Source organism: Leeuwenhoekiella sp. A16 (assembly GCF_047946675.1).
Lineage (GTDB): Bacteria > Bacteroidota > Bacteroidia > Flavobacteriales > Flavobacteriaceae > Leeuwenhoekiella.
In genome coordinates this window covers 2,678,055-2,702,278 of record NZ_CP172313.1, presented here as the reverse complement: position 1 = coordinate 2,702,278, position 24,224 = coordinate 2,678,055, and the positions used below count along the sequence as shown (strand labels likewise).

General features: G+C 38.0%; 24 protein-coding genes. 8 read left to right on the top strand and 16 right to left on the bottom strand.

Annotation, left to right across the window (positions count from 1 at the left end; translation table 11 throughout):
• Position 1: 1 nt before the first annotated feature.
• The 3 genes from ACH3O9_RS11940 to menA all read right to left on the bottom strand — a co-directional run bounded on the left by ACH3O9_RS11940 (position 2) and on the right by menA (position 2,970).
• Positions 2-1,036 carry an o-succinylbenzoate synthase gene (locus ACH3O9_RS11940; protein WP_416440704.1) on the bottom strand — a complete coding sequence of 345 codons (1,035 nt, stop codon included), beginning with the start codon at positions 1,034-1,036 and terminating at the stop codon, positions 2-4.
• Positions 1,037-1,133: 97 nt separating this feature from the next.
• A complete protein-coding gene (locus ACH3O9_RS11935; RefSeq protein ID WP_416440702.1) occupies positions 1,134-1,814 on the bottom strand; it encodes a metal-dependent hydrolase in 681 nt (226 codons plus the stop codon).
• Positions 1,815-2,070: 256 nt separating this feature from the next.
• Complete coding sequence (gene menA / locus ACH3O9_RS11930) at positions 2,071-2,970, bottom strand: 1,4-dihydroxy-2-naphthoate octaprenyltransferase (protein ID WP_416440700.1); 900 nt, start codon at positions 2,968-2,970, stop codon at positions 2,071-2,073.
• A 143-nt stretch (positions 2,971-3,113) separates the two neighbouring features.
• Between menA and ACH3O9_RS11925 the strand changes: the two genes are divergently transcribed.
• The 3 genes from ACH3O9_RS11925 (at position 3,114) to ACH3O9_RS11915 (ending at position 5,218) form a co-directional block, all read left to right on the top strand.
• Positions 3,114-4,775, top strand: a complete 1,662-nt coding sequence (locus tag ACH3O9_RS11925) for an alpha-amylase family glycosyl hydrolase (protein ID WP_416440698.1) — start codon at positions 3,114-3,116, stop codon at positions 4,773-4,775.
• 63 nt (positions 4,776-4,838) lie between these two features.
• A complete protein-coding gene (locus tag ACH3O9_RS11920; RefSeq protein ID WP_416440696.1) occupies positions 4,839-5,003 on the top strand; it encodes a hypothetical protein in 165 nt (54 codons plus the stop codon).
• Between the two features lie 41 nt (positions 5,004-5,044).
• Positions 5,045-5,218, top strand: coding sequence for a PLD nuclease N-terminal domain-containing protein (locus tag ACH3O9_RS11915; RefSeq protein ID WP_416446682.1), 174 nt, complete (start codon positions 5,045-5,047; stop codon positions 5,216-5,218).
• Here the strand turns inward: ACH3O9_RS11915 and ACH3O9_RS11910 are convergent, their stop codons facing one another.
• From ACH3O9_RS11910 to tgt, 12 genes are all read right to left on the bottom strand, one after another.
• The gene (locus ACH3O9_RS11910) at positions 5,219-6,166 is read right to left on the bottom strand and encodes an NAD(P)H-dependent flavin oxidoreductase (protein WP_416440694.1); all 948 of its coding nucleotides are present in this window, start codon (positions 6,164-6,166) and stop codon (positions 5,219-5,221) included.
• Between the two features lie 91 nt (positions 6,167-6,257).
• Complete coding sequence (gene mnmA, locus ACH3O9_RS11905) at positions 6,258-7,457, bottom strand: tRNA 2-thiouridine(34) synthase MnmA (protein ID WP_416440692.1); 1,200 nt, start codon at positions 7,455-7,457, stop codon at positions 6,258-6,260.
• 158 nt (positions 7,458-7,615) lie between these two features.
• Positions 7,616-9,478 carry a membrane protein insertase YidC gene (gene yidC / locus ACH3O9_RS11900; protein ID WP_416440690.1) on the bottom strand — a complete coding sequence of 621 codons (1,863 nt, stop codon included), beginning with the start codon at positions 9,476-9,478 and terminating at the stop codon, positions 7,616-7,618.
• Positions 9,479-9,684: 206 nt separating this feature from the next.
• The gene (locus ACH3O9_RS11895; RefSeq protein ID WP_416440688.1) at positions 9,685-11,325 is read right to left on the bottom strand and encodes a CTP synthase; all 1,641 of its coding nucleotides are present in this window, start codon (positions 11,323-11,325) and stop codon (positions 9,685-9,687) included.
• A 99-nt stretch (positions 11,326-11,424) separates the two neighbouring features.
• Entirely contained in the window at positions 11,425-11,676 is a 252-nt protein-coding gene (locus ACH3O9_RS11890; protein WP_416440686.1) for a DUF3820 family protein, read from the bottom strand.
• 23 nt (positions 11,677-11,699) lie between these two features.
• A complete protein-coding gene (locus ACH3O9_RS11885; protein WP_416440684.1) occupies positions 11,700-12,230 on the bottom strand; it encodes a DUF922 domain-containing protein in 531 nt (176 codons plus the stop codon).
• Positions 12,230-13,414: an asparagine synthetase B gene (locus ACH3O9_RS11880; RefSeq protein ID WP_416446680.1), complete on the bottom strand. Its 1,185-nt coding sequence runs from the start codon at positions 13,412-13,414 to the stop codon at positions 12,230-12,232. Before ACH3O9_RS11880 ends, ACH3O9_RS11885 begins: the two co-directional genes overlap by 1 nt.
• A 176-nt stretch (positions 13,415-13,590) precedes the next feature.
• On the bottom strand, positions 13,591-15,147 hold the full coding sequence (dnaB, locus tag ACH3O9_RS11875) for a replicative DNA helicase (RefSeq protein WP_416440682.1): 1,557 nt from the start codon (positions 15,145-15,147) through the stop codon (positions 13,591-13,593).
• 168 nt (positions 15,148-15,315) lie between these two features.
• Positions 15,316-16,269 carry an acetyl-CoA carboxylase carboxyltransferase subunit alpha gene (locus tag ACH3O9_RS11870; protein WP_416440680.1) on the bottom strand — a complete coding sequence of 318 codons (954 nt, stop codon included), beginning with the start codon at positions 16,267-16,269 and terminating at the stop codon, positions 15,316-15,318.
• A 48-nt stretch (positions 16,270-16,317) separates the two neighbouring features.
• Positions 16,318-17,217, bottom strand: a complete 900-nt coding sequence (locus ACH3O9_RS11865; protein ID WP_416440678.1) for a DMT family transporter — start codon at positions 17,215-17,217, stop codon at positions 16,318-16,320.
• A complete protein-coding gene (locus ACH3O9_RS11860) occupies positions 17,204-18,280 on the bottom strand; it encodes an LptF/LptG family permease (RefSeq protein ID WP_416440676.1) in 1,077 nt (358 codons plus the stop codon). Before ACH3O9_RS11860 ends, ACH3O9_RS11865 begins: the two co-directional genes overlap by 14 nt.
• A complete protein-coding gene (gene tgt / locus ACH3O9_RS11855) occupies positions 18,281-19,411 on the bottom strand; it encodes a tRNA guanosine(34) transglycosylase Tgt (protein WP_416440674.1) in 1,131 nt (376 codons plus the stop codon).
• Positions 19,412-19,615: 204 nt separating this feature from the next.
• Here tgt and ACH3O9_RS11850 point away from each other — a divergent pair, with 204 nt between their 5' ends.
• From ACH3O9_RS11850 to ACH3O9_RS11840, 3 genes are all read left to right on the top strand, one after another.
• Positions 19,616-20,461 carry a transketolase gene (locus ACH3O9_RS11850; RefSeq protein WP_416440672.1) on the top strand — a complete coding sequence of 282 codons (846 nt, stop codon included), beginning with the start codon at positions 19,616-19,618 and terminating at the stop codon, positions 20,459-20,461.
• A gap of 53 nt (positions 20,462-20,514) precedes the next feature.
• Complete coding sequence (locus ACH3O9_RS11845) at positions 20,515-21,468, top strand: transketolase family protein (RefSeq protein WP_416440670.1); 954 nt, start codon at positions 20,515-20,517, stop codon at positions 21,466-21,468.
• A gap of 128 nt (positions 21,469-21,596) precedes the next feature.
• Complete coding sequence (locus ACH3O9_RS11840) at positions 21,597-22,175, top strand: outer membrane beta-barrel protein (protein ID WP_416440668.1); 579 nt, start codon at positions 21,597-21,599, stop codon at positions 22,173-22,175.
• Between the two features lie 84 nt (positions 22,176-22,259).
• Here ACH3O9_RS11840 and ACH3O9_RS11835 read toward each other — a convergent pair whose 3' ends face one another.
• On the bottom strand, positions 22,260-23,153 hold the full coding sequence (locus tag ACH3O9_RS11835; RefSeq protein WP_416440666.1) for an FKBP-type peptidyl-prolyl cis-trans isomerase: 894 nt from the start codon (positions 23,151-23,153) through the stop codon (positions 22,260-22,262).
• Positions 23,154-23,238: 85 nt separating this feature from the next.
• Between ACH3O9_RS11835 and ACH3O9_RS11830 the strand changes: the two genes are divergently transcribed.
• Together ACH3O9_RS11830 and ACH3O9_RS11825 are read left to right on the top strand one after the other, a co-directional pair.
• Complete coding sequence (locus tag ACH3O9_RS11830) at positions 23,239-23,625, top strand: RNA-binding S4 domain-containing protein (protein ID WP_416440664.1); 387 nt, start codon at positions 23,239-23,241, stop codon at positions 23,623-23,625.
• Positions 23,618-24,214 (top strand): SAM-dependent methyltransferase, encoded by a 597-nt coding sequence (locus ACH3O9_RS11825; RefSeq protein WP_416440662.1) that lies wholly within the window; start codon positions 23,618-23,620, stop codon positions 24,212-24,214. Before ACH3O9_RS11830 ends, ACH3O9_RS11825 begins: the two co-directional genes overlap by 8 nt.
• Positions 24,215-24,224: the final 10 nt, after the last annotated feature.

Genomic DNA, 24,224 nt, shown 5'->3' with positions numbered 1-24,224 from the left:
TTTAAAATTGAAAGGACCACTTCTCCTGTGGATTATATTTAAGTTGCCCTTGTGTTATTTGCAATGGTGAATATACATTATTTGTATATAAGCCGCCAGTCCCTAAGCCTTGCGGTATAGTGGTATTTTTAGTAAAAGTATACTGTGCAATCGCGTTGAGACCTATATTGCTTTCTAATGCAGAGGTGAGCCACCAGCCTATACCTTTTTCTTCTGCAAGTTGTATCCATGCATCGCTTCCGCGGAAACCACCTATCAAGCTTGGTTTTAATATTATATACTGCGGTTTAATCGCATCAAGAAGGTCTTTTTTAGCATTAAATCTATCTACACCTATTAATTCTTCATCTAGAGCTATGGGCAAAGGTGTCTTCTCACAAAGAGAACGCATAGCTTCTGGCTGGCCCTGTTTTATGGGCTGTTCTATAGAATGTAAATCATACTGCCCGAGAACTTTTAACTTGTCTAGAGCATTTTCTGATGTAAATGCACCATTTGCATCAACACGCAACGTTATTTCCTCCTTAGAATATTTTTTACGTATACTCTCAATAAGTGCTATTTCACTTTCAAAATCGATAGCTCCTATTTTAAGTTTTATGCAATCGTATCCTGCTTCCAGTTTTTCTGCGATTTGCTCTTCCATGTAAGAAGCATCACCCATCCATATGAGCCCGTTAATTGAAATTCCTGTCTCTCCCCGTGTAAATTCTGAAGGAAATAAATCAAACGGTGTCTCACTTCGCAAAGAGCGGAAGGCCATTTCTAAACCAAATTGTATACTGGGAAAATCGTATAATTTGTCATACAGTTTTCTTTCGCCCTGAGCGATATTATCACAAGCCCATTTTAGATTCTCTTCATAATCCGGGCGATCATCAAAACTTAAACCGCGCAGTATGCCGCACTCTCCTATTCCGGTTTTGCCTAATTCCTGAATTTTGATAAACCAGGTTTCTTTTGAAGTAAGAACGCCCCGTGAAGTTCCACTGGGGCGTTTAAAATCTAAAATGTATTTTTTATATGATGCTGTCAACCTAAAAATGTATAATTAAACCCGGCATGTTTCCCGAGTCTAAAATTGGAAAATTTCTATTTAAAACAACCTCAATAAATTTAACCCTCTGGTAGAATTAAAAATTTAATGAGCCGCCTATTTCTAGCAAAGTAAGTTCTTTACCTGCAAGTTCAAACTGTTTTACAGCTTTATCGTGATCTATCTCTATGTAACCAAAAGTATCGTAGTGACAACCAATAACTTTGTTGCATTCTACAAAATCACATGCTTTTATAGCATCTTTCACGCCCATTGTAAAATTGTCGCCTATTGGCATAATTGAAAGATCTACATCAAATTCCATTGGGATCAATTTCATATCCATAGTGAGCGCTGTGTCTCCCGCCATATAAATTACTTTATCGTCTACAGAAAAAACAAAACCGCCCGGTTGCCCGCCGTAACTGCCATCAGGAAATGAACTTGTGTGAATTGCATTTACATATTTTACCTTACCAAAATCAAAATTCCAGCTACCGCCATGATTCATCGGGTGAACATCAAAACCCTTATCGCCATAAAAATTTGAGATCTCAAAGTTACTTACGATTGTTGCACCTGTATTTTTTGCGATTGCTTCAGCATCCAGCGTATGGTCCTGATGCGCGTGTGTAAGAAAAATGTAATCTGCTTCTAATTTATTGATATCGATCTTATCTTTTGCAAGATCGTTGCCTGTGATAAAAGGATCTGTTAAAATTTTTGCTTTACTGGTTTCAATGCCAAAACAGTTTTGGCCGTAGTAGGTAATTTTCATAGTTGGTATTTTCAATTTTTCCTTTGAAAATTACGAAAAGCAGGTTTTAGCAGAAATCTGAAGATACTAAGCTTTCGTTAAAAAAAAACCCGGGTAACCAGCCCGGGTTTAACCAACCAATCTATAAACTTTATGAAATTAGCAATCATGATCAATGATTACACTGTAAATATACCACGGTTAAAAAAGGGCGATCAAAAATTTTCGAAAAATGGCAAAAATCAGATTAAATGATATAAAAATCGGTTGAAACACACTAAAAATTCAATCCTAGCGCAAATAAGATAGAAAAGGCAAATGTAGAGAGTGCTACCTTTTTTAATTCGGGATCAAGCAAAGCAGGTGAATCATTTTTTAAAACTCGCACTAAATGAAGTATTAATGGAATAAACATAATGCACGCAATTGCAGCCCATTGCCAAAAACTAGTCACATATAAATAAATTAGCGTCGCAAGAAGAGGAAGAAGAATAAGTAAAGTATGATACATTTTTGACCCACGCTCACCTAAAACAACTGCAAGTGTATTTTTCCCTACCCGACTATCTGGTACGCGATCTCTCATATTATTGAGATTAAGAACCGCTGTACTTAGTAAACCTACAGCTGTAGCGGGTAAAAAATGAATGAAAGAAAGCTCATGACTATATAGAAAATAAGAACCTACAACCGCTACCAGCCCAAAAAAGATAAAGACAAAAATATCGCCCATGCCTTTGTAACCATAAGCACTTTTTCCCACTGTATAACGCACAGCTGCGAGAATCGCACTACAACCTAAAAGAAAAAACACAATAGACAGCACAAAATTCTCGGCGCCAAAGGCATTGTAAATAAGTGCCAGACTGATTAAAATCGTGAGAATAGCAGTAAAGATTATTCCGTTTTTTAATTCTTTTTCAGACAAAATACCGCTTTGCATAGCACGTTTTGGTCCTATACGCTCTTCATTATCTGTGCCTTTTACACCATCGCCGTAGTCATTAGCAAAGTTAGAAAGTATCTGAAAACCAAGTGTTGTGAGGATAGCCAGGGTAAATATGCTCATATCAAAATTACCAACTTTATAGGCCATTGCAGTACCGGTTATAATACCGGCAATAGAAAGTGGCAAAGTGCGCAAACGCATGGCAGAAATCCAGGCTCTAATTTTCATCAGTTACATTTGTATTAAGAGACAAAAGTAGGTTTATCATCTTGTATTCAAAAATGAGTTATGCGTAATCATCCATTTAAAAGTTTATCCCTATTTTGACACATATTTTTCAATTACACTTTCTACCTTTCAAAAAATAAGAAATGAATAAATACTTACTATTATCTCTTTTGGTTATGACTCTTTTTTCATCATGTAAACAAACCCAGACAGATCTTAAAGAAGAGACTTCTTCAAAACCAACTGCTTTTGTGTGGGGAGGCGCAAATGTTTATTTCTTATTGACAGACAGATTTTATAATGCCGATACTGCCAATGACGTAAATTTTGAACGCACTCGTGAAACGGGAGTTTTAAGAGGTTTTGAAGGCGGAGATATAAAAGGAATAAATGCTAAAATTGACGCAGGTTATTTTGATGATCTGGGTATAAATGTAATCTGGTTCACACCGGTAGTAGAGCAAATTCATGGCGCGGTTGATGAAGGTACCGGCGCTACTTATGGCTATCATGGTTACTGGGCAAAAGACTGGACGGCTCTTGATCCTAATTTTGGAACAATGGCAGATCTGGAAAATTTAGTAAAAAATGCGCACAGTCACGGCATACGCATCATGATGGATGTGGTTATGAACCACACCGGTCCTGTTACTCCTAAAGATCCTTTCTGGGGTGATGACTGGGCCATACAATCACCTACATGCACTTTTGCCGATTATGATTCTACGGTTAATTGCACACTCGTAGACAACCTGCCAGATATTAAAACTGCAAGTGAGGAAGAGGTTGAACTTCCCGCTTTTTTAATTGAAAAGTGGAAAAACGAAAAAAGATACGATCAGGAAATGGCCGAGCTTGATGACTTCTTTTCTAAAAACCAAATGGCTAAAACGCCCAGAAACTACATTATAAAATGGCTTACAGACTATATACGTGAATTAGGCATTGATGCCTTTAGAGTAGACACTGTAAAACACGCTGATGAAGATGCCTGGACGGCTTTAAGAGAACAGGCAGATATCGCCTTTAATGACTGGAAAACTGCCAATCCTGATCAAAAATTAGACGACAATGCATTTTATATGTTAGGCGAGGTTTACAATTACTATATTAATTCTGGGCGCACGTTCAACTTTGGCGATAAGAAGGTAGATTATTTTGCACATGGTTTTGATAATTTGATCAACTTTCAATTTAAGCAGGATGCAAAAGGCTCGTATGAAGCTATGTTTAAGCAGTATGATTCTATTCTGCACAAGCAACTAAAAGGGAAAAGCGTTCTTAATTATGTAACATCGCATGACGATGGAGATCCTTTTGATAAAAAGCGTCAAAAACCATTTGAGACCGGCACTAAATTATTGCTCGCACCGGGTTTAAGCCAGATCTATTATGGTGATGAAATAGCCCGTAATCTTACAATAGCAAATACTCAGGGCGATGCTACCTTACGCTCATTTATGGAGTGGGATAGTATAACCAATAAAAGTAAAAGCAAAATTTTAACACACTGGCAAAAGCTGGGAAAATTTAGGCATGATCATCCGGCTGTGGGAGCAGGAAAACATAGAATGCTTAGCAAAAACCCTTATACTTTTTCACGAATTTATTCAGATGATACTATTGATGATAAAGTTGTTGTAGGTCTAGATTTGCCTCTTGGCGAAAAAGTTATCAAGGTGAGTTCAATTTTTGACGATGGCACAAAATTGAAAGATGCTTACTCTGGTAAAACAGTTACAGTAAAAGATGGTAAAGTAATTTTGAGTACAGATTTTAATATTGTCCTGCTGGAAGCTTTGTAATGCTAAAAAAATATTAAGTAGTTGTTGCTATTGTTTTTAGAATATTACCTTTAAAATAAAAAGATGGAAAATTCTGCACCAGATTCAGACGTTAAAAAACTGCTTAAAAAGTATGAAGAGCTTAAAGCAAAAGCAGAGAAGTATAAAGATTCTGACCCTTTAAAAAGTGATCAACTTAAATTAGAAGCTCAGCAAGTAGCTAATAAAATAGGAAAGACAAGAACTTAGTGAGATTTTCTGTAATCAGCTTTAATTTGAACATAGGTGTAATGCCCGTTGTGGTCATATTGACCTATATTTTAGGCTTTCTAACCTTGATTTCAGTCTGGCGAAACACTGATAATAAAGGAACCCGAATGTTATGGACAGTTGCAATCGCGTTATTGCCATTACCGGGAATGCTTGCTTATTTTATAACCAAAAGCAGGAGAAAATCCAAGTAATTAAAGATTTTGCATCTCATGTTTCGCCAGAGCGAAATCTGAGATAATTTCGTCCACAATCTCTGCGGCAGGTTTTATTTCATGTATCAATCCAGATATTTGACCTATTTCTAGTTCACCCTCATCAAGATCACCTTCAAACATGCCTTTTTTCGCACGAGCACGACCCAACAGATCTTTTAATTGCTGCGGAGTAGGATTAGTCTTGTAAAGCGCCGCTACATCCTCATAAAACTTATTCTTAAGTAATCGCACGGGAGCAAGTTCTTTAAGCGTTAGCGTGGTCTCCCCCTCCTGCGCCTCAATCACTTTTTGTTTAAAAAGAGTATGATTACTGGCTTCTGGTGTTGCAACAAAACGACTGCCTATTTGCACAGCATCTGCACCCAGAATCATGGCTGCAAGCATCCCGCGACCATTAGCAATACCACCGGCAGCTATAAGGGGAATGGTGATCTTTTCTTTCACCATAGGTATTAGGGTGAAAGTCGTAGTTTCTTCCCTCCCGTTGTGACCGCCGGCTTCAAAGCCTTCAGCTACTATAGCGTCTACACCGGCTTCCTGAGATTTAAGGGCAAATTTTGAACTGCTCACTACATGAACAACTTTTATCCCTTTTTCCTGCAATAAACTGGTCCAGATTTTAGGATTACCAGCGCTAGTAAAAACAATTTTTACATCTTCAGCTACGATCACATCCATCAATTTGTCAATATCAGGATAAAGTAGCGGTACGTTTACACCAAAAGGTTTATCTGTAGCAGCCTTGCATTTATTGATATGCTCACGCAGTATTTCAGGATACATAGAACCCGCGCCTATTAAACCCAAACCACCGGCATTAGAAACTGCACTGGTAAGGCGCCAGCCACTAGTCCACACCATTCCTGCCTGGATAAGTGGATATTTTATTCCAAAAAGATTGGTGATCTTATTATTTGCAAACAACTGAAAAGTGATTTTGTGGCTCTAAAAATCGGTAAAAAAGGATGAAAATCGGCTAAATTATCAAAGAAATCGCAGTTACCTTTCTAAGTAATTATGAGATAACCCCAGAACCTAAACACTCATCACCGTTATACCAGGCTACAAATTGACCTTCAGAAATTGCAGATTGCGCATTTTCAAACATTACGTACATACCAGATTCTGTTCTGTGCAAAGTAGCATTCTCCAGAGGTTGTCTGTACCGTATCCTGGCCGAAACATCAAGGGTTTCACCAATTTGTATTTCGAGATCTTCTCTAATCCAGTGAATTTCATTTTCGTTGACAAACAAAGCACTTCTATAAAGACCGGGATGAGATTTACCCTGCCCCGTGTAAATCACATTTTCTTCAACATCTGTATCAATTACAAAAAGTGGCTCTGCTGTACCTCCTACCGCCAGACCCTTGCGCTGGCCTTTTGTAAAATAATGAGCGCCCTGATGCTTACCTACGATTTTTCCGTCTGCAATGCTGTACTTCGGTTTTCTTGCTAATACAGCGGCATCTGTCATAACATCTGCATCTGCATCATTTTCATGCAGAGACTCAATAATCGCATTAGATCTTTCTGCAGATATCTCGACAATGGCGCCTTCTTTGGGCATTAATTTTTGTTGTAGAAACTCGGGCAATCTTACTTTGCCTATAAAGCACAAGCCTTGTGAATCTTTTTTATCTGCTGTAATTAGATCCTGCTCTTTAGCTATTTTACGCACTTCGCTCTTTTGCAGGTTGCCAATAGGAAATAAGGTTTTTGCCAATTGTTCCTGCGATAATTGACATAAAAAATAAGACTGATCTTTGTTTCCATCTGCACCGGCAAGCAGTTGGTAAACAGATTTCCCGTCGCTGGTAGTTTCACCCTTCTGGCAATAGTGACCTGTGGCCACATAATCTGCTCCCAGACTCAGGGCTATTTTCATAAAAACATCAAATTTTATCTCGCGGTTACAAAGAACATCAGGATTAGGAGTACGCCCCATTTCGTATTCACGAAACATATAATCTACAATGCGCTCTTTGTATTGCTCGCTTAAATCTATGGTTTGAAAAGGAATATTCAGCTTTTCTGCTACAAGCATAGCATCATTGCTGTCATCAAGCCAGGGACATTCATCTGAGATCGTCACAGAATCATCGTGCCAATTCTTCATAAAAAGGCCTATCACATTGTATCCCGCTTCTTTGAGCAAATACGCAGAAACACTGCTATCTACACCACCACTAAGTCCTACAACTACGGTTTTCATATCTTTTTACCCGTTTTTTGATCTTTTAGGTCGATAATTAGAACGTAAAATTACGAAAATTATAAACCTACCTGTAAAATGCTTATTTGCAAAGCTCTAATAAATAAAAAAGCTCTGACTAATTAGGTCAGAGCTTTTCAAAAATCTATGATCTAAATCTAGCGTTTGCCTGATTGTTTTTCAGCCTGCTCCATCATTTCAGCCATCTTACGCTGAAAACGGTTCTGTTTTTTAGGCTTCTCTTTGTTCTTCTGAATTTTAGCATGAATCTTAGCATCGTCTATAATGTAATTCTTAATAACGAGCATGATACCTATGGTAATCAGGTTAGATATAAAGTAATACAAACTCAAACCACTCGCATAATTGTTGAAGAAAATCAACATCATAAGTGGCGACAAGTACATAAGGAATTTCATATTAGGCATTCCCGGTTGTTGTGTCTGCGCCATAGATTGACCTGTGGTCATCGTCATGTAAATGAATATAGCAATAGACGCCAATATTGGGAAAAGACTCACGTGATCTCCATAAAATGGAATTTTAAATGGTAATTGTGCAATAGTATCATAACTTGAAAGGTCATCTGCCCATAAAAAGCTTTTCTGCCTTAGGGCGAAAGCTGATGGGAAGAACGTGAACAAGGCATAGAAAACAGGTATTTGTAACAATGATGGTATACAACCGCTCAACGGGCTTGCGCCTGCCTTGCTGTAGACCTTCATAGTCTCCTGTTGTTTTTTCATTGCATTGTCTTTGTACTTCTCATTGATCTCATTGATCTCAGGCTTTAAAACTTTCATTTTTGCCTGAGAAAGATATTGCTTGTACTGTACAGGAGATAGTAAAAGTTTGATACAAACTGTCAATAAAATAATAGCAAGACCGGCAGGCAGGAAGCCTATCAATAAATTAAAGAAAGGTATAATCAAGTATTTGTTGATCACACCAAATATTCCCCAACCCAAAGGCATTGCTTCATCAAGACCACGACCTTCATAATTATTTAAAATTTGATAATCTGAAGGACCATAGTACATATTCATGGCATAATTAAGCTCACCGTTTGCCGGTTTAAGCAAAATATTTGCACCATATTGTTTAGTGAAAACGGTGTCGATCTCTTCGTCTTCAACAAGATTTGTAGACGAGAATTTTACTTCTTCAAAAGGAGTATCTGTCAATAAAATTGAACTAAAGAAATGTTGTCTAAAGTTTAACCAATCTACATGTTCTTCTACCTCAGTATCATCACCCGTTTGACCTAATTTAGAATGTTTATCATCGCCATACTCATAAGTAAGTCTTGAATAGCGATTTTCATACATAATACTTTTTGCATTGCGATACCCTTTTAATTGCCAGTCTAAATGAATAGGCTGAGAAGTATTTACAACATTTTGAAGTCCGACGGTTTTTATACCAAAATCCATCATGTAATCATCGGGCTTCAATTCATATCTATATTCTAGATATTTATCTGCAGAGATCTTCAACTTCATAGAAAGCACTTCGTTATCTCCATTTTTTGATATCGATGGCTCAAAATAAAGATCTGCTGTGTTTATGTTGCGATTATCTGCTGTACTAAAAGTGAGATTAAATTTGTTATTCCCGTTCTTGATCAGGTTTACAGGTACAGAATCGTATGTCTTAAAATTCTTAAGGTGAGCCTTGGTAATATAACCACCCTTATTGCTAACCGTGATTTCTAAAACTTCATTGCTTATCGTCGTAGTTTCATCTGTAGCAGATGGTAAAGTAGCAGAATATGCAAACTGGCCTAAACTCTCACGTAATCTTGATTGCGCTACAGAATCCTGTACAGGTTGCGCTTCTGCAATAGCAGTGTTTGTAGTTTTTGTGGGTGTTGATTCTTCGGCATCTACCTGCTCCTGCTTTGCCTTTTCGGCATCTAACTCTTCCTGGGTAGGTTGATTTGTATAAAGCATAAAAATCAATATTGCACCTATTAAAAGGAAACCAATAATTGATTGAACGTCAAACTTCTTTTCTTCCATAATAACTTACAGCTTTTTAGCTGATTTAAAATTTACTGTTTCTTAGCTTGTATAATCCCTTAAGGATTTAACTCTTATTGAGGCTTGCCTCGAATTTCTTAAAATATTTTCTGATTCATACCTCGTGTGCTTGTGCCAAGGTCATTGCTTTTATATGAAGAAATCAAAAAAACTTTGGGATACCATTAACAATAACAATCCCACTTTTAATTTTGTGCCACATTGGCGGTACTTTTTGCCTGACTGTAATTTACAGCTGCCTGTACAAACGCCACAAATAATGGATGTGGGTTTGCTACTGTACTCTTATATTCAGGGTGATATTGCACTCCCACAAACCAAGTATGATCTGGAATTTCAATAATTTCTACAAGACCAGTTTTAGGGTTTGTACCGGTAACTCTCATTCCCGCATTTTCCAGTTGTGCACGATAGTCATCGTTAAACTCATATCTGTGTCTGTGTCTTTCACTTATAGTAGATTTCTCATAAACTTCGTTTACAATACTACCTTCAACCAGGTCACAATCCCATGAGCCTAAACGCATGGTCCCGCCCATATGTGTGATAGATTTTTGCTCTTCCATCAGGCTGATAACCGGATGCGGAGTTTCTGCATGCATCTCTGTAGAGTTCGCCTTATCGAGATTGATCACATTACGCGCAAATTCTATTACAGCCATTTGCATACCCAGGCAAATTCCCAGAAATGGAATATTATTTTCGCGTGCATAACGCACTGCTTTTATTTTACCTTCTATACCGCGCTCTCCAAAACCAGGAGCTACTAAAAGCCCATCCATTTTAGAGATTTTCTCATCTATCACCTTTTGCGTAATAAATTCACTATGTATAGGTTCTACTCGTACTCTAACCTCATTATCTGCACCGGCATGAATAAAAGCCTCTAAGATTGACTTATAAGAATCCTGAAGTTCTACATATTTACCTATTAGACCTATACTTACCTCAGCCTTTGGGTTTTTATGTTTTTGCAAAAACTCATTCCATCGGGTTAATTCTGGCTCGCCATCTTCAGATAAATTTAATTTCTGAAGTGTAATGGTATCAAGCCCTTCTTCAAGCATCAAATTAGGCACATCATATATAGTAGATGCATCTATAGATTGTATCACGGCTTCTTTTTTCACATTGCAAAAAAGCGCTAGTTTCTCACGAATATCATCTGTGATCTCGTGCTCTGTACGACACACAAGGATATCTGCTTTTATACCGCTTTCCATAAGTGTTTTTACACTATGTTGAGTAGGTTTTGTTTTTAATTCGCCGGCTGCAGACAGGTAAGGAATTAATGTTAAGTGAATTACTAATGCATTATCATCACCTAATTCCCACTTCAACTGTCGCACTGCCTCAATATAAGGTAAAGACTCAATATCGCCCACAGTACCTCCTATTTCGGTAATTATAATATCATAATCGCCGCTTTTTCCTAAGATCTGTATACGCTCTTTGATCTCGTTTGTAATATGCGGAACGACCTGTACCGTCTTTCCTAAAAATTCGCCGCGACGTTCTTTTTCTATTACGCTTTGGTATATTCTCCCTGTGGTCACATTGTTTGCCTGTGAGGTAGAAACATTTAAGAAACGCTCATAATGACCAAGGTCTAGATCTGTTTCTGCGCCATCATCTGTAACATAACATTCGCCATGCTCGTATGGGTTAAGTGTACCCGGATCAACATTAATATAAGGATCAAGCTTTTGAATAGTAACCCTGTAACCTCTTGCCTGCAAAAGCTTTGCAAGTGAAGCGGCAATGATACCTTTTCCTAATGATGATGAAACTCCTCCCGTAACGAAGATGTACTTTGTGTCTGCCATCTGACTGTAGAATAGATTGTGCCCTGTGATTTACTAGAGCAAGTTTACGGGAGGCAAAGTTAGGGATTAATTAGCGAACCTTTTTAGTCTATCAAAGGTTTATTTCCCTAATCTGCGTTTAGGAGCCGGTGCTTTAAACTCATTTTTAATCTTATAAATCAATCCTTCTAAACCGTTGATTTTTATTTCATACATCTCCTGCATGAGTAGGCCCAGCTTACCGGGCGGAAATCCCTTTTGTTTAAACCAGGTATAATAATACTCAGGAATCTCGACCAGATAAGAATCTTTGTACTTACCAAAAGGCATTTTATAATGAGCCAGTTCTATTAATTTCTCTTTATCGTACAAGTGTCCTCTTCGTTATTTGCGATTTACTTCCAGTTATCATATTCTTTTAATAACTCGGCAATTTTCTTTTCCCAGAAATCTTCTGCAGCGCCGTAAACAGAATGAATTGTTTCTTTATCAAATGCCTGTTGCATCTCTTGCCGGCCTTTCTCAATTTCCCTGTAAATATCTTTGATCTCTTTTTGAGAATTAGATGTAAACTCAAAATTTGCCACGCGCATTCTAAGTTTGCGCGCATACAGTTCTGAAATATCAAAGTGTACCTGCTCATGCCTTAGAACGCTGGGCGTTGCAAGTTCTGGCTTATACCAAGACAGCGTGGGATAGAAATAGGCCTTAACCTCAGATTCTTCTTTTATCAGATAACCGTTTTTATCTAAAGAATAACTATGGCTAATACCAGAATTTAAGCTTGCCACAAACACACTTTTAGCCTCAGGTGTACCTTTAAAATCTTCCCAGGTAATCTTTTTGTGATCGCTCCAGCTCACCCGCTCAACATCATTTTTCACGAAAGTTGAAACAATTAAAAGTAAAATCAAAAATCGGAACATCAGGTTTTCTGTTTTTTCTTTCGCGCAGCAGGAAACAATACATTATTTAAGATAAGCCTGTAACCAGGACTTGTGGGGTGCAAGGCGAGCTCAGTTTTAGGATCGCCCACACGATGCTGGTAATCTTCAGGATCGTGACCGCCATAAAAAGTAAAGAACCCTTTGCCTTTAATACCGTGTATGTATCTCGCCTCTCCATTGGTCCTGTTCTCTCCCAGCACTAAAACCGTAGCTTTGATCTCTTCAGGATCATAAGAAGTGGTTTGCCCCATAAAACCTTTTACAAGCGCAGTATGATTTTGACATAACATCGTAGGAATAGGATCCCATTTTGCCGAAAAATCTTTTAATGTAAAATAATCTGTAGTAGGTGGTATACGCCTTTTTGTGGTCATATCTATACTGGAGAACTCATAGCGGTTAGGATCGCGCTCAAGGTGAAAATCTGTAAAAGCAAAAGTCTTATCATAATCTATCTTAGATTGATAATCAGGATCTGAAGCATCACCATCAAACATAGCTTCACAAATATCTACCCCCTCTGCCGCAAGTGCAATATCAAAACTATCTGTCGCGCTACACATAGCAAACATAAAACCCCCGCCTATGACGTAATCTCTTATTTTTAAAGAGACAGCAAGCTTTTCTTGCGATACTTTATCATAACCCAACTCGTGTGCGAGTTTTTCTGCTGCTTGCTTTTCTTCTATATACCAGGCTGTTGCTCTGTAACTACCATAAAATTTGCCATATTGCCCTGTAAAATCTTCATGATGCAAATGCAGCCAATCATATAAAACCAATTGATCTTCAAGTACTTCTTTATCGTAGATGGTTGTATAGGGAATCTCTGCATATTCTAATACCATTGTTACAGCATCATCCCAGGGTACAGAACTGTCTGGAGTGTAGACCGCGATTTTAGGAGCTTTTTCCAGAATTACTGCATCCATGTTTTGCGACGGACTACTAATTTCCGTAAGAATAGCTTCTGTTTTTGCATCGCTTAGCACTTCATATGAGACTCCGCGTATGGTACATTCCCGGCGTATTGCTTCTGTATCTGGCAATAAAAAAGAGCCACCGCGATAATTGAGTAGCCATTTTACTTTCTGCTGATTAGCCAGCGTCCAGTATGTAATACCATAAGCTTTTAGGTGTTCCTTTTGCCCATCTGCATCCATTGGGATGAGCACATAAGAAGCAAAAGACTGCAGACTGCACAGAAGTGCGAAAAAACACATCCATCTTCCAGATAAAAATCGGCCTGGAAGGGGCATTTTTCGGTTAAAAATTGAAAAAATTGTCATAAGCATAAGTGAATTTACAACGAAACAAACACTATGCCTAGTATATATTTTTAAAAAGGAACTTCATCGTCATCACCTCTTTTAAAACCACCATCGTTCATTGAGCTTCCAAATGCCTGGTCTGGACTGGGGAATTGATCGGGTTTAAATGTATTATCATTTGCAGCTTCATTCATGCGAGACTCAAACTCGTAAGGTGTGCTAAAATCATCCAGGTTATCAAATTTACCCAGATGACCAATAAACTTAAGTCTAATATTCTCAAGACCACCGTTACGGTGTTTTGCAACAATAAATTCTGCCTGCCCTTCAGTTGGGCTGCGCTCCTCATCATCCCACTCGTCTATCTTGTAATATTCTGGCCTGTAGATAAATGATACAATATCTGCATCCTGCTCAATAGCACCAGATTCCCTAAGGTCAGAAAGTAAGGGTCTTTTACTTCCGCCACGCGTTTCTACCGCTCGAGATAACTGTGAAAGTGCAATTACAGGTACATCCAGTTCTTTCGCTAAAGCTTTTAAGTTACGCGAGATCATAGATATTTCTTGTTCCCTGTTTCCGTTTTTCTGGCTTCCACCAGCGGTCATCAACTGCAAATAATCTATCACAATAAGTCTAATACCGTGCTGCGAGGCCAGACGGCGTGCTTTTGCTCTAAGATCAAATATTGAAAGCGACGGCGTATCATCTATAAAAAGAGGAGCTTTCTCAAGTCCTTTCACTTTAACATTCAACTGTTCCCACTCGTGCTTCTCAAGCTTACCGGTACGTAATTTTTCAGATGAAAGTCCGGTTTCTGATGAAATAAGACGGGTAATTAACTGTACCGATGCCATCTCAAGTGAGAAGAAAGCAACAGGAATACCTTGGGTCACGGCAATATTTCGAGCCATCGACAGCGTTAAAGCCGTTTTACCCATACCGGGACGAGCTGCCACAATAATTAAATCACTAGGCTGCCAACCTGAGGTAAGTTTATCTAAACGATCAAAACCGGAAGGAATACCAGAAAGACCTTCTTTATTAGAAATTTCTTCAATCTTTTTCTTTGCCTGAATTACCAGACTTTGAGCAGTCTCACTGCTTCGTTTTATATTGCCCTGAGTTACCTCGTATAACTTGCTTTCGGCATGATCAAGAAGATCAAAAACATCTGTTGTTTCATCGTAGGCCTCTTCTATGATCTCGTTTGAAATCTTGATCAAACTACGCTGAATATACTTCTGCAAAATAATACGAGCATGATACTCAATATGGGCAGAAGAAGATACTTTTTGAGTAAGCTGAATGAGGTAATAATCGCCCCCAGCCTGCTCTAATTTCGTCATTTGGCGTAATTGCTCAGAAACAGTTAATAAGTCAATGGGCTCACCGTTTTCAAACAAGGTGCGTATCGCGTCGTAGATATGTTTATGCGCATCTTTGTAAAAAACATCAGGGCTCAAGATATCTATAATCTCATCTACCCCCTTCTTATCAATCATCATCGCCCCGATAACAACCTGCTCTAAATCAATAGCTTGCGGAGGTATTTTACCCTTCTCAAGCGGTATTACCGAGCCTTGTGAATAATTGTATGAGGTTTGAGGTTGAACTTTTTCCATAAAGGCGAATGTAAAAAAAATGTTAAGGCTTAGGTCAATTTAAAGCCCCCGCGTTATTCACTACAAGTTAACAAATGCCTGTGAATAACTACTTAAAAATGTTTATAACGCAAAAAAAACCGAGGAGTAAAAACCTCGGGATTTTGTTACAAGTGATGTTTAATATGATTAGCCTTTAAAGACTCCCATTTCAGAATATTTTTCCATTCTTTTTTCAACCAAATCTGCTGGTGATAAGTTTTTGAATTCTGAATATGCGGCGGCTATTTCTTTTTTGACGATCTCAAAAGTTTTTTCTCGGTCACTGTGAGCACCACCTAAAGGCTCTTTTACGATATGATCTATTAGCTTCTGCTTTTTCATATCTGTAGCAGTAAGTTTTAGCGCTTCTGCAGCTTGCTCTTTAAACTCCCAGCTGCGCCATAAGATAGATGAACATGATTCTGGTGATATTACAGAATACCAGGTGTTCTCCAGCATCAATACCTTATCTCCTACACCTATACCTAAAGCACCACCACTGGCACCTTCACCTATTATAACAACTATGATTGGCACTTTAAGTCGTGTCATCTCAAGTATATTGCGAGCAATTGCCTCACCCTGCCCTCTTTCTTCTGCTTCAAGACCAGGATAAGCCCCTGGCGTATCTACAAAAGTCACAACAGGTAAGCCAAACTTTTCAGCGCTCTTCATAAGACGTAAAGCCTTACGGTATCCTTCTGGATTTGCCATACCAAAATTACGGTACTGGCGTGTCTTTGTATTATAACCCTTTTGTTGGCCTATGAACATATAGCTTTGATCGCCTATCTTACCCAGACCGCCTATCATCGCTTTATCATCTTTAACATTGCGATCACCATGCAGCTCTAAGAAAGTATCACCACATATCGCGTTGATATAATCTAAAGTGTAGGGTCTGCTAGGGTGACGAGATAGTTGTACACGCTGCCAAGCTGTAAGATTCTTGTAGATGTCCTTTTTAGTCTCTGCAAGTTTCTTTTCTATTTGCTTGCAGGTGTTTGTAACATCTACATCGCTTTCCTGACCAATAATTGTGCATTTGTCGAGCTGTTCTTCAAGCTCTTTTATAGGTTGTTCAAAATCTAAATATTCCATTTAGGGGAAATTTTTAGTGAGTTGACAAATATACAGGTTTTAAAGGCGTCACTGCAATGCCTTTTTCCTTTTTAATTTGCGTGAATTTTTTAGAATACCATTTAAAATTACAGTAAAAAGTATTAAGAGGGCACCGTAATAAAAACCCTCATTCATCTGTTCTGCATCACCTAAAATCAAGTACGCCAGTATAATGCCATAAACAGGTTCAAGATTTGTAGTAAGCATTATCGTATATGGGCTAAGATGCCGCATTACTTTGACTGAAGCTATAAAAGCATAAGCGGTACAAATACTTGCTAATATTAAAATATATACCCAGTCCATTACAGGTAATACAAAAAACGAACTGGTAAATCCTGAAGTCATAAGCAGATAAATACTTATAAATCCTGCTCCTGCCAGCAACTCGTAGAATGATATTTTTGACGGCGGATTTTCCTTAACGAGTTTTCCGTTTGCCAGAGTGAATAACGCAGCCAGAAAAGCTGAAAATAAAGCCACAAAAATACCTTCAGAAAATCGGGTTTCTACCTCAAAAATCAGGTATAAACCGCAAATAACCAGCACACCAAAAAGCAGCTCGTACCAGATTAATTTTCGTTTATAAAAGATAGGCTCGAGTATAGAAGTAAAAAATGCTCCTGTACTCATCATCGCGAGCGTTATAGAAACGTTAGATATTTTGATCGCACCAAAGAAAGTGAGCCAGTGCATTGCGATCAATACGCCTACTCCCATCATTTTTAGCAACGTAGATGTTTTCGCTTTAAGCGAAATTTTCTTCCATTTTATATAACCAAAAACTACGGCGCTTGCAATCAACATGCGATACCACACCAGTGAAACTGCTCCCACGGTTATTAAAGCGCCCAAAACGGCAGTAAAACCCCATATAAAAACTATACCCTGAAAATGCAGGTAACTCTTAAGCTTATCGTTTTGCATTATTTAAAAGGTAGATAGCAAGTATCCCAAAAATGAAATTAGGCAGCCACACGGCCACGACGGGAGAAAAATCTGATTGCTCTGAAATTGTACCAAATACCTTATCAAAAAAGATAAAAACGAAAGCGAGCGAAATACCAAATGCCAGGTTTATACCCATACCTCCTCTCCTCTTCATCGCAGAAACGGCTACCGCTATAATAGTAAGAATGTAAGCGCTTACCGGCAGGCTGTAGCGCTTAAAAAGCACGACTTCATAGCTGTTTATATATGACGATCCACGAGCTTTTTCTTTATCTATAAATCTTCTTAGCGCAGGTGTTGTCAATGTTTCGGCAATGTATTTTACCGGAGTAAGATCTTCCATGTCAAAAGTGAAAACCGTATCCAGTTTTCGCTCAGATTCAAGAATATCTGCATCTACACCTACCGTTCTTTTTTTGTAAGCGTTAAGTGTATAAGTGCTGTCTTCAGGATTAAAAACTATGCTGCGAGCCTCAAGCTTATATTGAAGCGTATTATCTTCAAAATGCTCAAGTGTAAAGTCTCTCCCCATATTTGTAGAAGGGTTAAAACTACTCACATAGATATAGTCGTTATCGTTGATCTGCCTATATACATTCTGCGTTTCACGATCTTCTTTTCCGTTCTTAAGGTATTGATAGGTGAACTCATTAAAACCCTGACTTGCCGCCGGAGCCAGATATGTACCTAAAATATAAGCACCCACGCATACAATCGTCGCTCCTATCAAGTAAGGTCTTAAAAATCTATAAAAGGAAACCCCGCTACTTAAAAAAGCAATAACCTCTGTATTATTTGCCAGTTTTGAAGTAAACCAGATTACCGAAAGAAATAAAAATAAGGGAAAAAGCAGGTTAGCAAAGTATACCGTAAAATTGAGATAATAGACCGCAACTTCTAAAAACGGAACTTCATTTGCCAGGATCTTATCGATCTTTTCTGCAAGATTCACTGTAATTCCAATAGGTATAAATAGAAGTAACATGGTCACAAATGTGCCCAGATATCGTTTTAAAATATACCAGTCAAGAATTTTCATTTAAAGCCTGTTATCCATTTGTTTGACCATTTTCTCCTTCCAGGAGTAAAAATCGCCATTTAAGATCTGTTTTCTGGCTTCGCGTACCAACCACATATAAAAACCGAGGTTATGAATTGTACCTATCTGCCGGGCCAGCATTTCATTTGCTTTAAAAAGATGGCGCACATATGCTTTGCTGTATTCCTTATCTACCCAAGTAGTACCGTTCTCATCAAGAGGAGAGAAATCATCTTCCCACTTCTTATTTTTAATATTTATAATACCCTGAGAAGTAAATAAAGTACCGTTTCTACCATTTCGCGTAGGCATAACACAGTCAAACATATCTATACCCAACGCTATATTTTCTAAAATATTTATCGGTGTGCCCACACCCATAAGATAGCGCGGCTTGTCTTGAGGTAAGATATTTGTAACGATCTCTGTCATCGCGTACATTTCTTCTGCTGGTTCACCTACAGAGAGACCGCCAATGGCATTGCCTACAGCACCAGCATTTGCGATATATTCAGCAGATTGTATACGTAGATCTTTATAAGTACTACCCTGCACAATTGGGAAAAATGCCTGATCATAACCATATTTTACAGGAACTTTTTCCAGATGATTAATACACCTGTCAAGCCATCTGTGCGTCATATGCATAGATCGTTGTGCATATCTATAATCGCAGGGATATGGGGTACATTCATCAAAAGCCATAATGATATCTGCGCCTATAGATCGTTGTACTTCCATCACATTTTCTGGAGTGAAAAAATGAAAAGAACCGTCTATATGTGATTTAAATTTTACACCTTCTTCCTTGATCTTTCTATTGGCAGAAAGAGAATAAACCTGATAACCCCCGCTATCTGTAAGTATATTTCTATCCCAGTTCATAAACTTATGCAGACCACCGGCCTTCTCAAGCACCCGGGTTTGCGGGCGTAAATAAAGATGATAGGTGTTGCCAAGAATAATATCTGGATCTATATCTTCTCTAAGTTCCCTTTGATGCATTCCTTTTACTGAACCCACTGTACCCACCGGCATAAAAATGGGAGTTTCTATTTTACCGTGATCTGTAGTTATTGTTCCCACCCTCGCTTTTGTACTGCTGTCGGCGTGTAAAAGGTCAAATTGCATATGCTGTTTTAGGACGGCAAAGATAAAACTATTTAACAGAAAGCATCTTCATATTAATGCTGTTGCTAATATTTTCAATCTATTAACGATTTTAGGTATAAAAGGGCCGATTTTTTTATACAAACCCTAATAAATGAATGACTTTTGATTGTATACGCCTATTAAAAAGGGTATTTTTGGCGTAATAATCTTAATCTAAATATAATGCCGAACAAACAACAATTAGAGGATCTGGTAAGCCAGGTACGCAGGGATATTTTACGTCAGGTACACGCCTGTCAATCTGGTCACCCAGGCGGTTCACTAGGGTGTACAGAATTTTTTGTAGTCTTATATAATGAGATTATGGAAAGAAAAGAAGGATTTGATATGGATGGAATAGGCGAAGACCTTTTCTTTCTTTCTAATGGTCATATATCACCTGTATTTTATAGCGTTCTAGCGAGAGTAGGATATTTTCCTGTAGAAGAACTTAGTACTTTTAGACAAATAGATTCAAGACTTCAGGGTCACCCAACCACTCATGAAGGTTTGCCAGGTATACGAGTAGCTTCTGGCTCTTTAGGACAAGGTATGAGTGTAGCTTTAGGAGCAGCACAAACAAAAAAATTAAACGGTGACAAGCACCTGGTTTATAGTCTTCACGGTGATGGTGAATTACAGGAAGGTCAAAACTGGGAAGCTATTTTATATGCTGCCGGTAACAAAGTAGATAATCTTATTTCAACTATAGATCTCAACGGTCAACAAATTGACGGTAGCACAGAACACGTTTTACCTATGGGTAGCATTAAAGCTAAGTTTGAAGCTTTTGGCTGGGATGTTCTTGAAGTTGATAAAGGAAACGATATTGATGCAATCACAAATGGTCTAAATGAGGCTAAAAGCCGCACCGGAAAAGGAAAACCTGTATGTATTCTTTTACACACAGAAATGGGTAATGGCGTAGACTTCATGATGCATACACATGCATGGCACGGTAAAGCGCCAAGCGATGAGCAATTAGAAAATGCATTAGCTCAAAACCCTGAAACCTTAGGAGATTATTAAACCAAATTTCTTACCCTTAACTGTAAGAAATTTGAAAAGAACAAATTGAAGATATGAAAAAATACACGAGTACAGGAAATATAGATACAAGATCAGGATTTGGTGCAGGGATGGATGAGCTGGGTAAAACCCATGAAAATGTAGTAGCATTATGTGCCGATCTTACTGGTTCATTAAAATTAAATGATTTCGAAAAAAATCACCCCGAACGCTTTTTTCAAACAGGGATTGCAGAAGCTAACATGATTGGTATGGCTGCAGGTATGACCATAGGTGGAAAAGTGCCTTACGCAACCACTTTTGCAAACTTTGCCACAGGTCGTGTTTATGATCAAATACGCCAGAGTGTGGCTTATTCTGGTAAGAATGTAAAAATATGTGCATCTCACGCAGGTTTAACACTGGGTGAAGATGGTGCTACACACCAGATTCTAGAAGATCTTGGTCTTATGAAAATGTTACCGGGAATGACTGTAATAAACACATGTGACTTTAACCAAACCAAAGCTGCAACAATTGCTATTGCCGACTATGAAGGACCGGTTTACCTGCGTTTTGGGAGACCAAAAGTTCCTAACTTCACTCCCGAAGATCAAAAATTTGAGATAGGGAAAGCTATACTTCTTAATGAAGGTACAGATGTTACCATTATCGCAACGGGACATTTGGTTTGGCAAGCATTAGAAGCCGCTGAAGAATTAGAAAAAGAAGGAATAAGCGCTGAGGTGATAAACATTCACACAATTAAGCCACTGGATACTGAAGCTATTTTAAAATCAGTTAAAAAGACCGGTTGTGTGGTTACTTGTGAAGAGCATAATTATTTAGGTGGTTTGGGTGAAAGCGTTGCCGGTGAACTTGCAATGAACTATCCTGCTCCGCTTGAATTTATAGCTACTAAAGATACTTTTGGCGAAAGCGGAGACCCTGCTGACCTTATGGAAAAATATGGTCTAAATAATAAATCTATACAGAAAGCCGTTAAAAAGGTGCTATCAAGGAAATAAAAAGTAGGGTTTTTACCTATTAAGTTGTCCTATTAGTGAACAGATTAAAAATTTGAGGTCTTGTGACCAATTGATTTTAACCGATTCTAATAGGACATCTTCTTTTTAGAATCATAAAACTTGATGAAATGAAAAAAGCACTTTTAAGTATTCTATTTGTAGCAACCACTTTTGGCTACGCGCAGTCAGACCCAGGTTTTGGTATAAAAGGCGGACTTAATTACAACGGTAATGGAGATGTAACAGATTCTGCAGGAAACGCCCTTGAGCATCCTGACAGAAATGTAGGCTACCATGTGGGTGTATTTGGCCGTGTAGGGGAGAAATTATACTTCCGTCCAGAACTTGTCTATACAAGCATTAGTAGCTCTTATGACAGCGATGATTTTAAAATGCAGAAGTTAGATGCCCCATTACTTGTAGGTCTTGAAGTTATTGGGCCTTTAAGCGTATTTGGTGGCCCTTCTTTGCAATATATACTTGATACAGATTTTGATGGTGTAACTTTAGGAGATGTAGAAGATGACTTTACTGTGGGATTAAATTTTGGTGTAGGCGTTGCTTTAGGAAAGCTGGGGCTTGATCTAAGATATGAAAGAGGTTTTAGCGATAATGAAGCCGAATTTTTAGACTCAAACGGTTTAACCTATGAGCGTATAGACACAAGACCAGATCAATTTATATTGAGTTTATCACTTAACTTGTAAATACAACACAACCTATATAAAATAAAAAAGTCCCGCAAAACGGGACTTTTTTATTGCTAGCTTACTATCAAGCTATTTATTCTATTAGCTATTATCTGCATCCAGATAATCTGGCGTACCATCATTATCTGTATCTGGAAATGTTAAAGAACCATCCTCATTAACTATGATCTCGTCTTTAGTAGCTGTACCATCGCCATCATCATCGGCATCATAATAATTAGGCGTAGTATCACCATCTGTATCATCTGCTACATCTACTAAATACATATTTTCATCCAGATCTTCCATATAAGAAGGGATACCGTCACCATCGTGATCTGTTTGATTCATTCCGTACAGATTAAATCTAAAGATTAGGTTTTTGTATTGCCCTATTGTTGAGGTGCTAGAATTGTAATAAGCAAGACCTGTAGGTATAAAAGCTGCGCCAATACCATAGTCATTATTAAATGTTACCGTACCATCACCATTTGAGGTGTAGCCTGTTGCACCTTTAAAACTATTAAGTGATTTTGAGAAACCTTCTATAGACGCCGAAAGATCAATCCATAAAGGGTTAACACTGGCATCAAACAAATTCCCTTTTAAAACATCACCTCTATAAGTAACATAAGTAGAATCTGCAAAAGTAGGCTGATCACCTGCGCCTTCACGAGCTACAAGTACATATAATTTATAAGTCACATCATACCTATTCAGGGTTTTGGTAATAACCTGATCAATTAAAGGCGTTTTATCTGCATTATCACCACTAATGGTATCAAAAACTATTTGATAGTCAAAATCATCTGTAGGAGTTGCAAACTCTTCGTAATTATAAAAATGAGTCTCAAGATAAGTTGAAATTTCTGCATCGCTAGTTATCTGTTCCTCAGCACGATCTCTTATTACTTCAGGCTCTACACTGTTATCGTCTTTACTGCAAGAGATAAAACCAAGAACAAGAAGAGCAAGGCATATCGTTTTATTTATCATATTCATCATTATTCATTTAGGTCGCGCAAGATACAATTTTACGCTATTTTTGTTACATCAAAAACGAGCTTAAAAGAAAGAGATTATGCGTGTGGATAAATATTTATGGTGTATCAGATATTTCAAAACAAGATCTATTGCCACAAATGCCACTAAAAAAGGTCATGTAAAAATAAATGGAGACGCTGTTAAGCCATCCCGGGATGTCTATCCTACAGATGAAATTGAGATACGCAAAGACCAGGTAAACTATAAAGTAAAAGTTCTTGACCTTCCCCCCAGTCGTGTGGGCGCAAAGCTTGTAGGCCTGTATTGCGATGATATTACACCTAAAGAAAATCTTGAGAAACTTGACCTTTTAAAATATTCTAAAGATTATTACCGCAAGAAAGGTACCGGGCGTCCTACTAAAAAAGACAGACGTGACCTTGATGATTTTCAGGATACTGATGACTTTTTTGAAAATGACTAAACTAGATCAATTTTATTGGGAAAACAGATATGCTCAGGGAAATACAGGCTGGGATATAGGCTACCCTTCAAGACCTTTAGCTGAATATATAGATCAGCTTCAGGACAAATCGATCAAAATACTAATTCCTGGTGCGGGTAATGGTTATGAACCTATCTACTTATATGAACATGGGTTTAGCAATATAAATGTGGTAGATCTTGCCAAAAAGCCGCTCAAACACATTAAAAATCAGATTCCAGAATTTCCTAAGGAGCGATTAATACAATCTGATTTTTTTGAACATACAGATAAATACGATCTAATTCTTGAACAAACATTCTTCTGTGCCCTTCCTCCTGAGATGCGAACCGCTTACGCGAAAAAAATGCACTCTCTGTTAAATTCCGGCGGTAAAATTGCGGGAGTTTTATTTGATTTTCCCCTTACCGAAAAAGGGCCACCTTTTGGCGGAAGCCTTAATGAATACAGAGAATTATTTACGCCGTTGTTTAATATCAGGAAATTAGAACCTTGTTATAACTCAATAAAACCGAGAGCGGGTAGCGAACTCTTTTTTATATTTGAAAAATTGAACACCCAGCTTTAAACACTACATA

Coding starts and splice junctions, on each gene's coding strand:
- ACH3O9_RS11870 (WP_416440680.1), bottom strand. CDS start 16,269: ATGGAATATTTAGATTTTGAACAACCTATAAAAGAGCTTGAAGAACAG.
- ACH3O9_RS11895 (WP_416440688.1), bottom strand. CDS start 11,325: ATGGCAGACACAAAGTACATCTTCGTTACGGGAGGAGTTTCATCATCA.
- ACH3O9_RS11845 (WP_416440670.1), top strand. CDS start 20,515: ATGAAAAAATACACGAGTACAGGAAATATAGATACAAGATCAGGATTT.
- ACH3O9_RS11850 (WP_416440672.1), top strand. CDS start 19,616: ATGCCGAACAAACAACAATTAGAGGATCTGGTAAGCCAGGTACGCAGG.
- dnaB (WP_416440682.1), bottom strand. CDS start 15,147: ATGGAAAAAGTTCAACCTCAAACCTCATACAATTATTCACAAGGCTCG.
- ACH3O9_RS11885 (WP_416440684.1), bottom strand. CDS start 12,230: ATGTTCCGATTTTTGATTTTACTTTTAATTGTTTCAACTTTCGTGAAA.
- tgt (WP_416440674.1), bottom strand. CDS start 19,411: ATGCAATTTGACCTTTTACACGCCGACAGCAGTACAAAAGCGAGGGTG.
- ACH3O9_RS11830 (WP_416440664.1), top strand. CDS start 23,239: ATGCGTGTGGATAAATATTTATGGTGTATCAGATATTTCAAAACAAGA.
- mnmA (WP_416440692.1), bottom strand. CDS start 7,457: ATGAAAACCGTAGTTGTAGGACTTAGTGGTGGTGTAGATAGCAGTGTT.
- menA (WP_416440700.1), bottom strand. CDS start 2,970: ATGAAAATTAGAGCCTGGATTTCTGCCATGCGTTTGCGCACTTTGCCA.
- ACH3O9_RS11835 (WP_416440666.1), bottom strand. CDS start 23,153: ATGATAAATAAAACGATATGCCTTGCTCTTCTTGTTCTTGGTTTTATC.
- ACH3O9_RS11825 (WP_416440662.1), top strand. CDS start 23,618: ATGACTAAACTAGATCAATTTTATTGGGAAAACAGATATGCTCAGGGA.
- ACH3O9_RS11915 (WP_416446682.1), top strand. CDS start 5,045: ATGCCCGTTGTGGTCATATTGACCTATATTTTAGGCTTTCTAACCTTG.
- ACH3O9_RS11840 (WP_416440668.1), top strand. CDS start 21,597: ATGAAAAAAGCACTTTTAAGTATTCTATTTGTAGCAACCACTTTTGGC.
- ACH3O9_RS11865 (WP_416440678.1), bottom strand. CDS start 17,217: ATGCAAAACGATAAGCTTAAGAGTTACCTGCATTTTCAGGGTATAGTT.
- ACH3O9_RS11935 (WP_416440702.1), bottom strand. CDS start 1,814: ATGAAAATTACCTACTACGGCCAAAACTGTTTTGGCATTGAAACCAGT.
- ACH3O9_RS11925 (WP_416440698.1), top strand. CDS start 3,114: ATGAATAAATACTTACTATTATCTCTTTTGGTTATGACTCTTTTTTCA.
- yidC (WP_416440690.1), bottom strand. CDS start 9,478: ATGGAAGAAAAGAAGTTTGACGTTCAATCAATTATTGGTTTCCTTTTA.
- ACH3O9_RS11860 (WP_416440676.1), bottom strand. CDS start 18,280: ATGAAAATTCTTGACTGGTATATTTTAAAACGATATCTGGGCACATTT.
- ACH3O9_RS11920 (WP_416440696.1), top strand. CDS start 4,839: ATGGAAAATTCTGCACCAGATTCAGACGTTAAAAAACTGCTTAAAAAG.
- ACH3O9_RS11880 (WP_416446680.1), bottom strand. CDS start 13,414: ATGGATGCAGATGGGCAAAAGGAACACCTAAAAGCTTATGGTATTACA.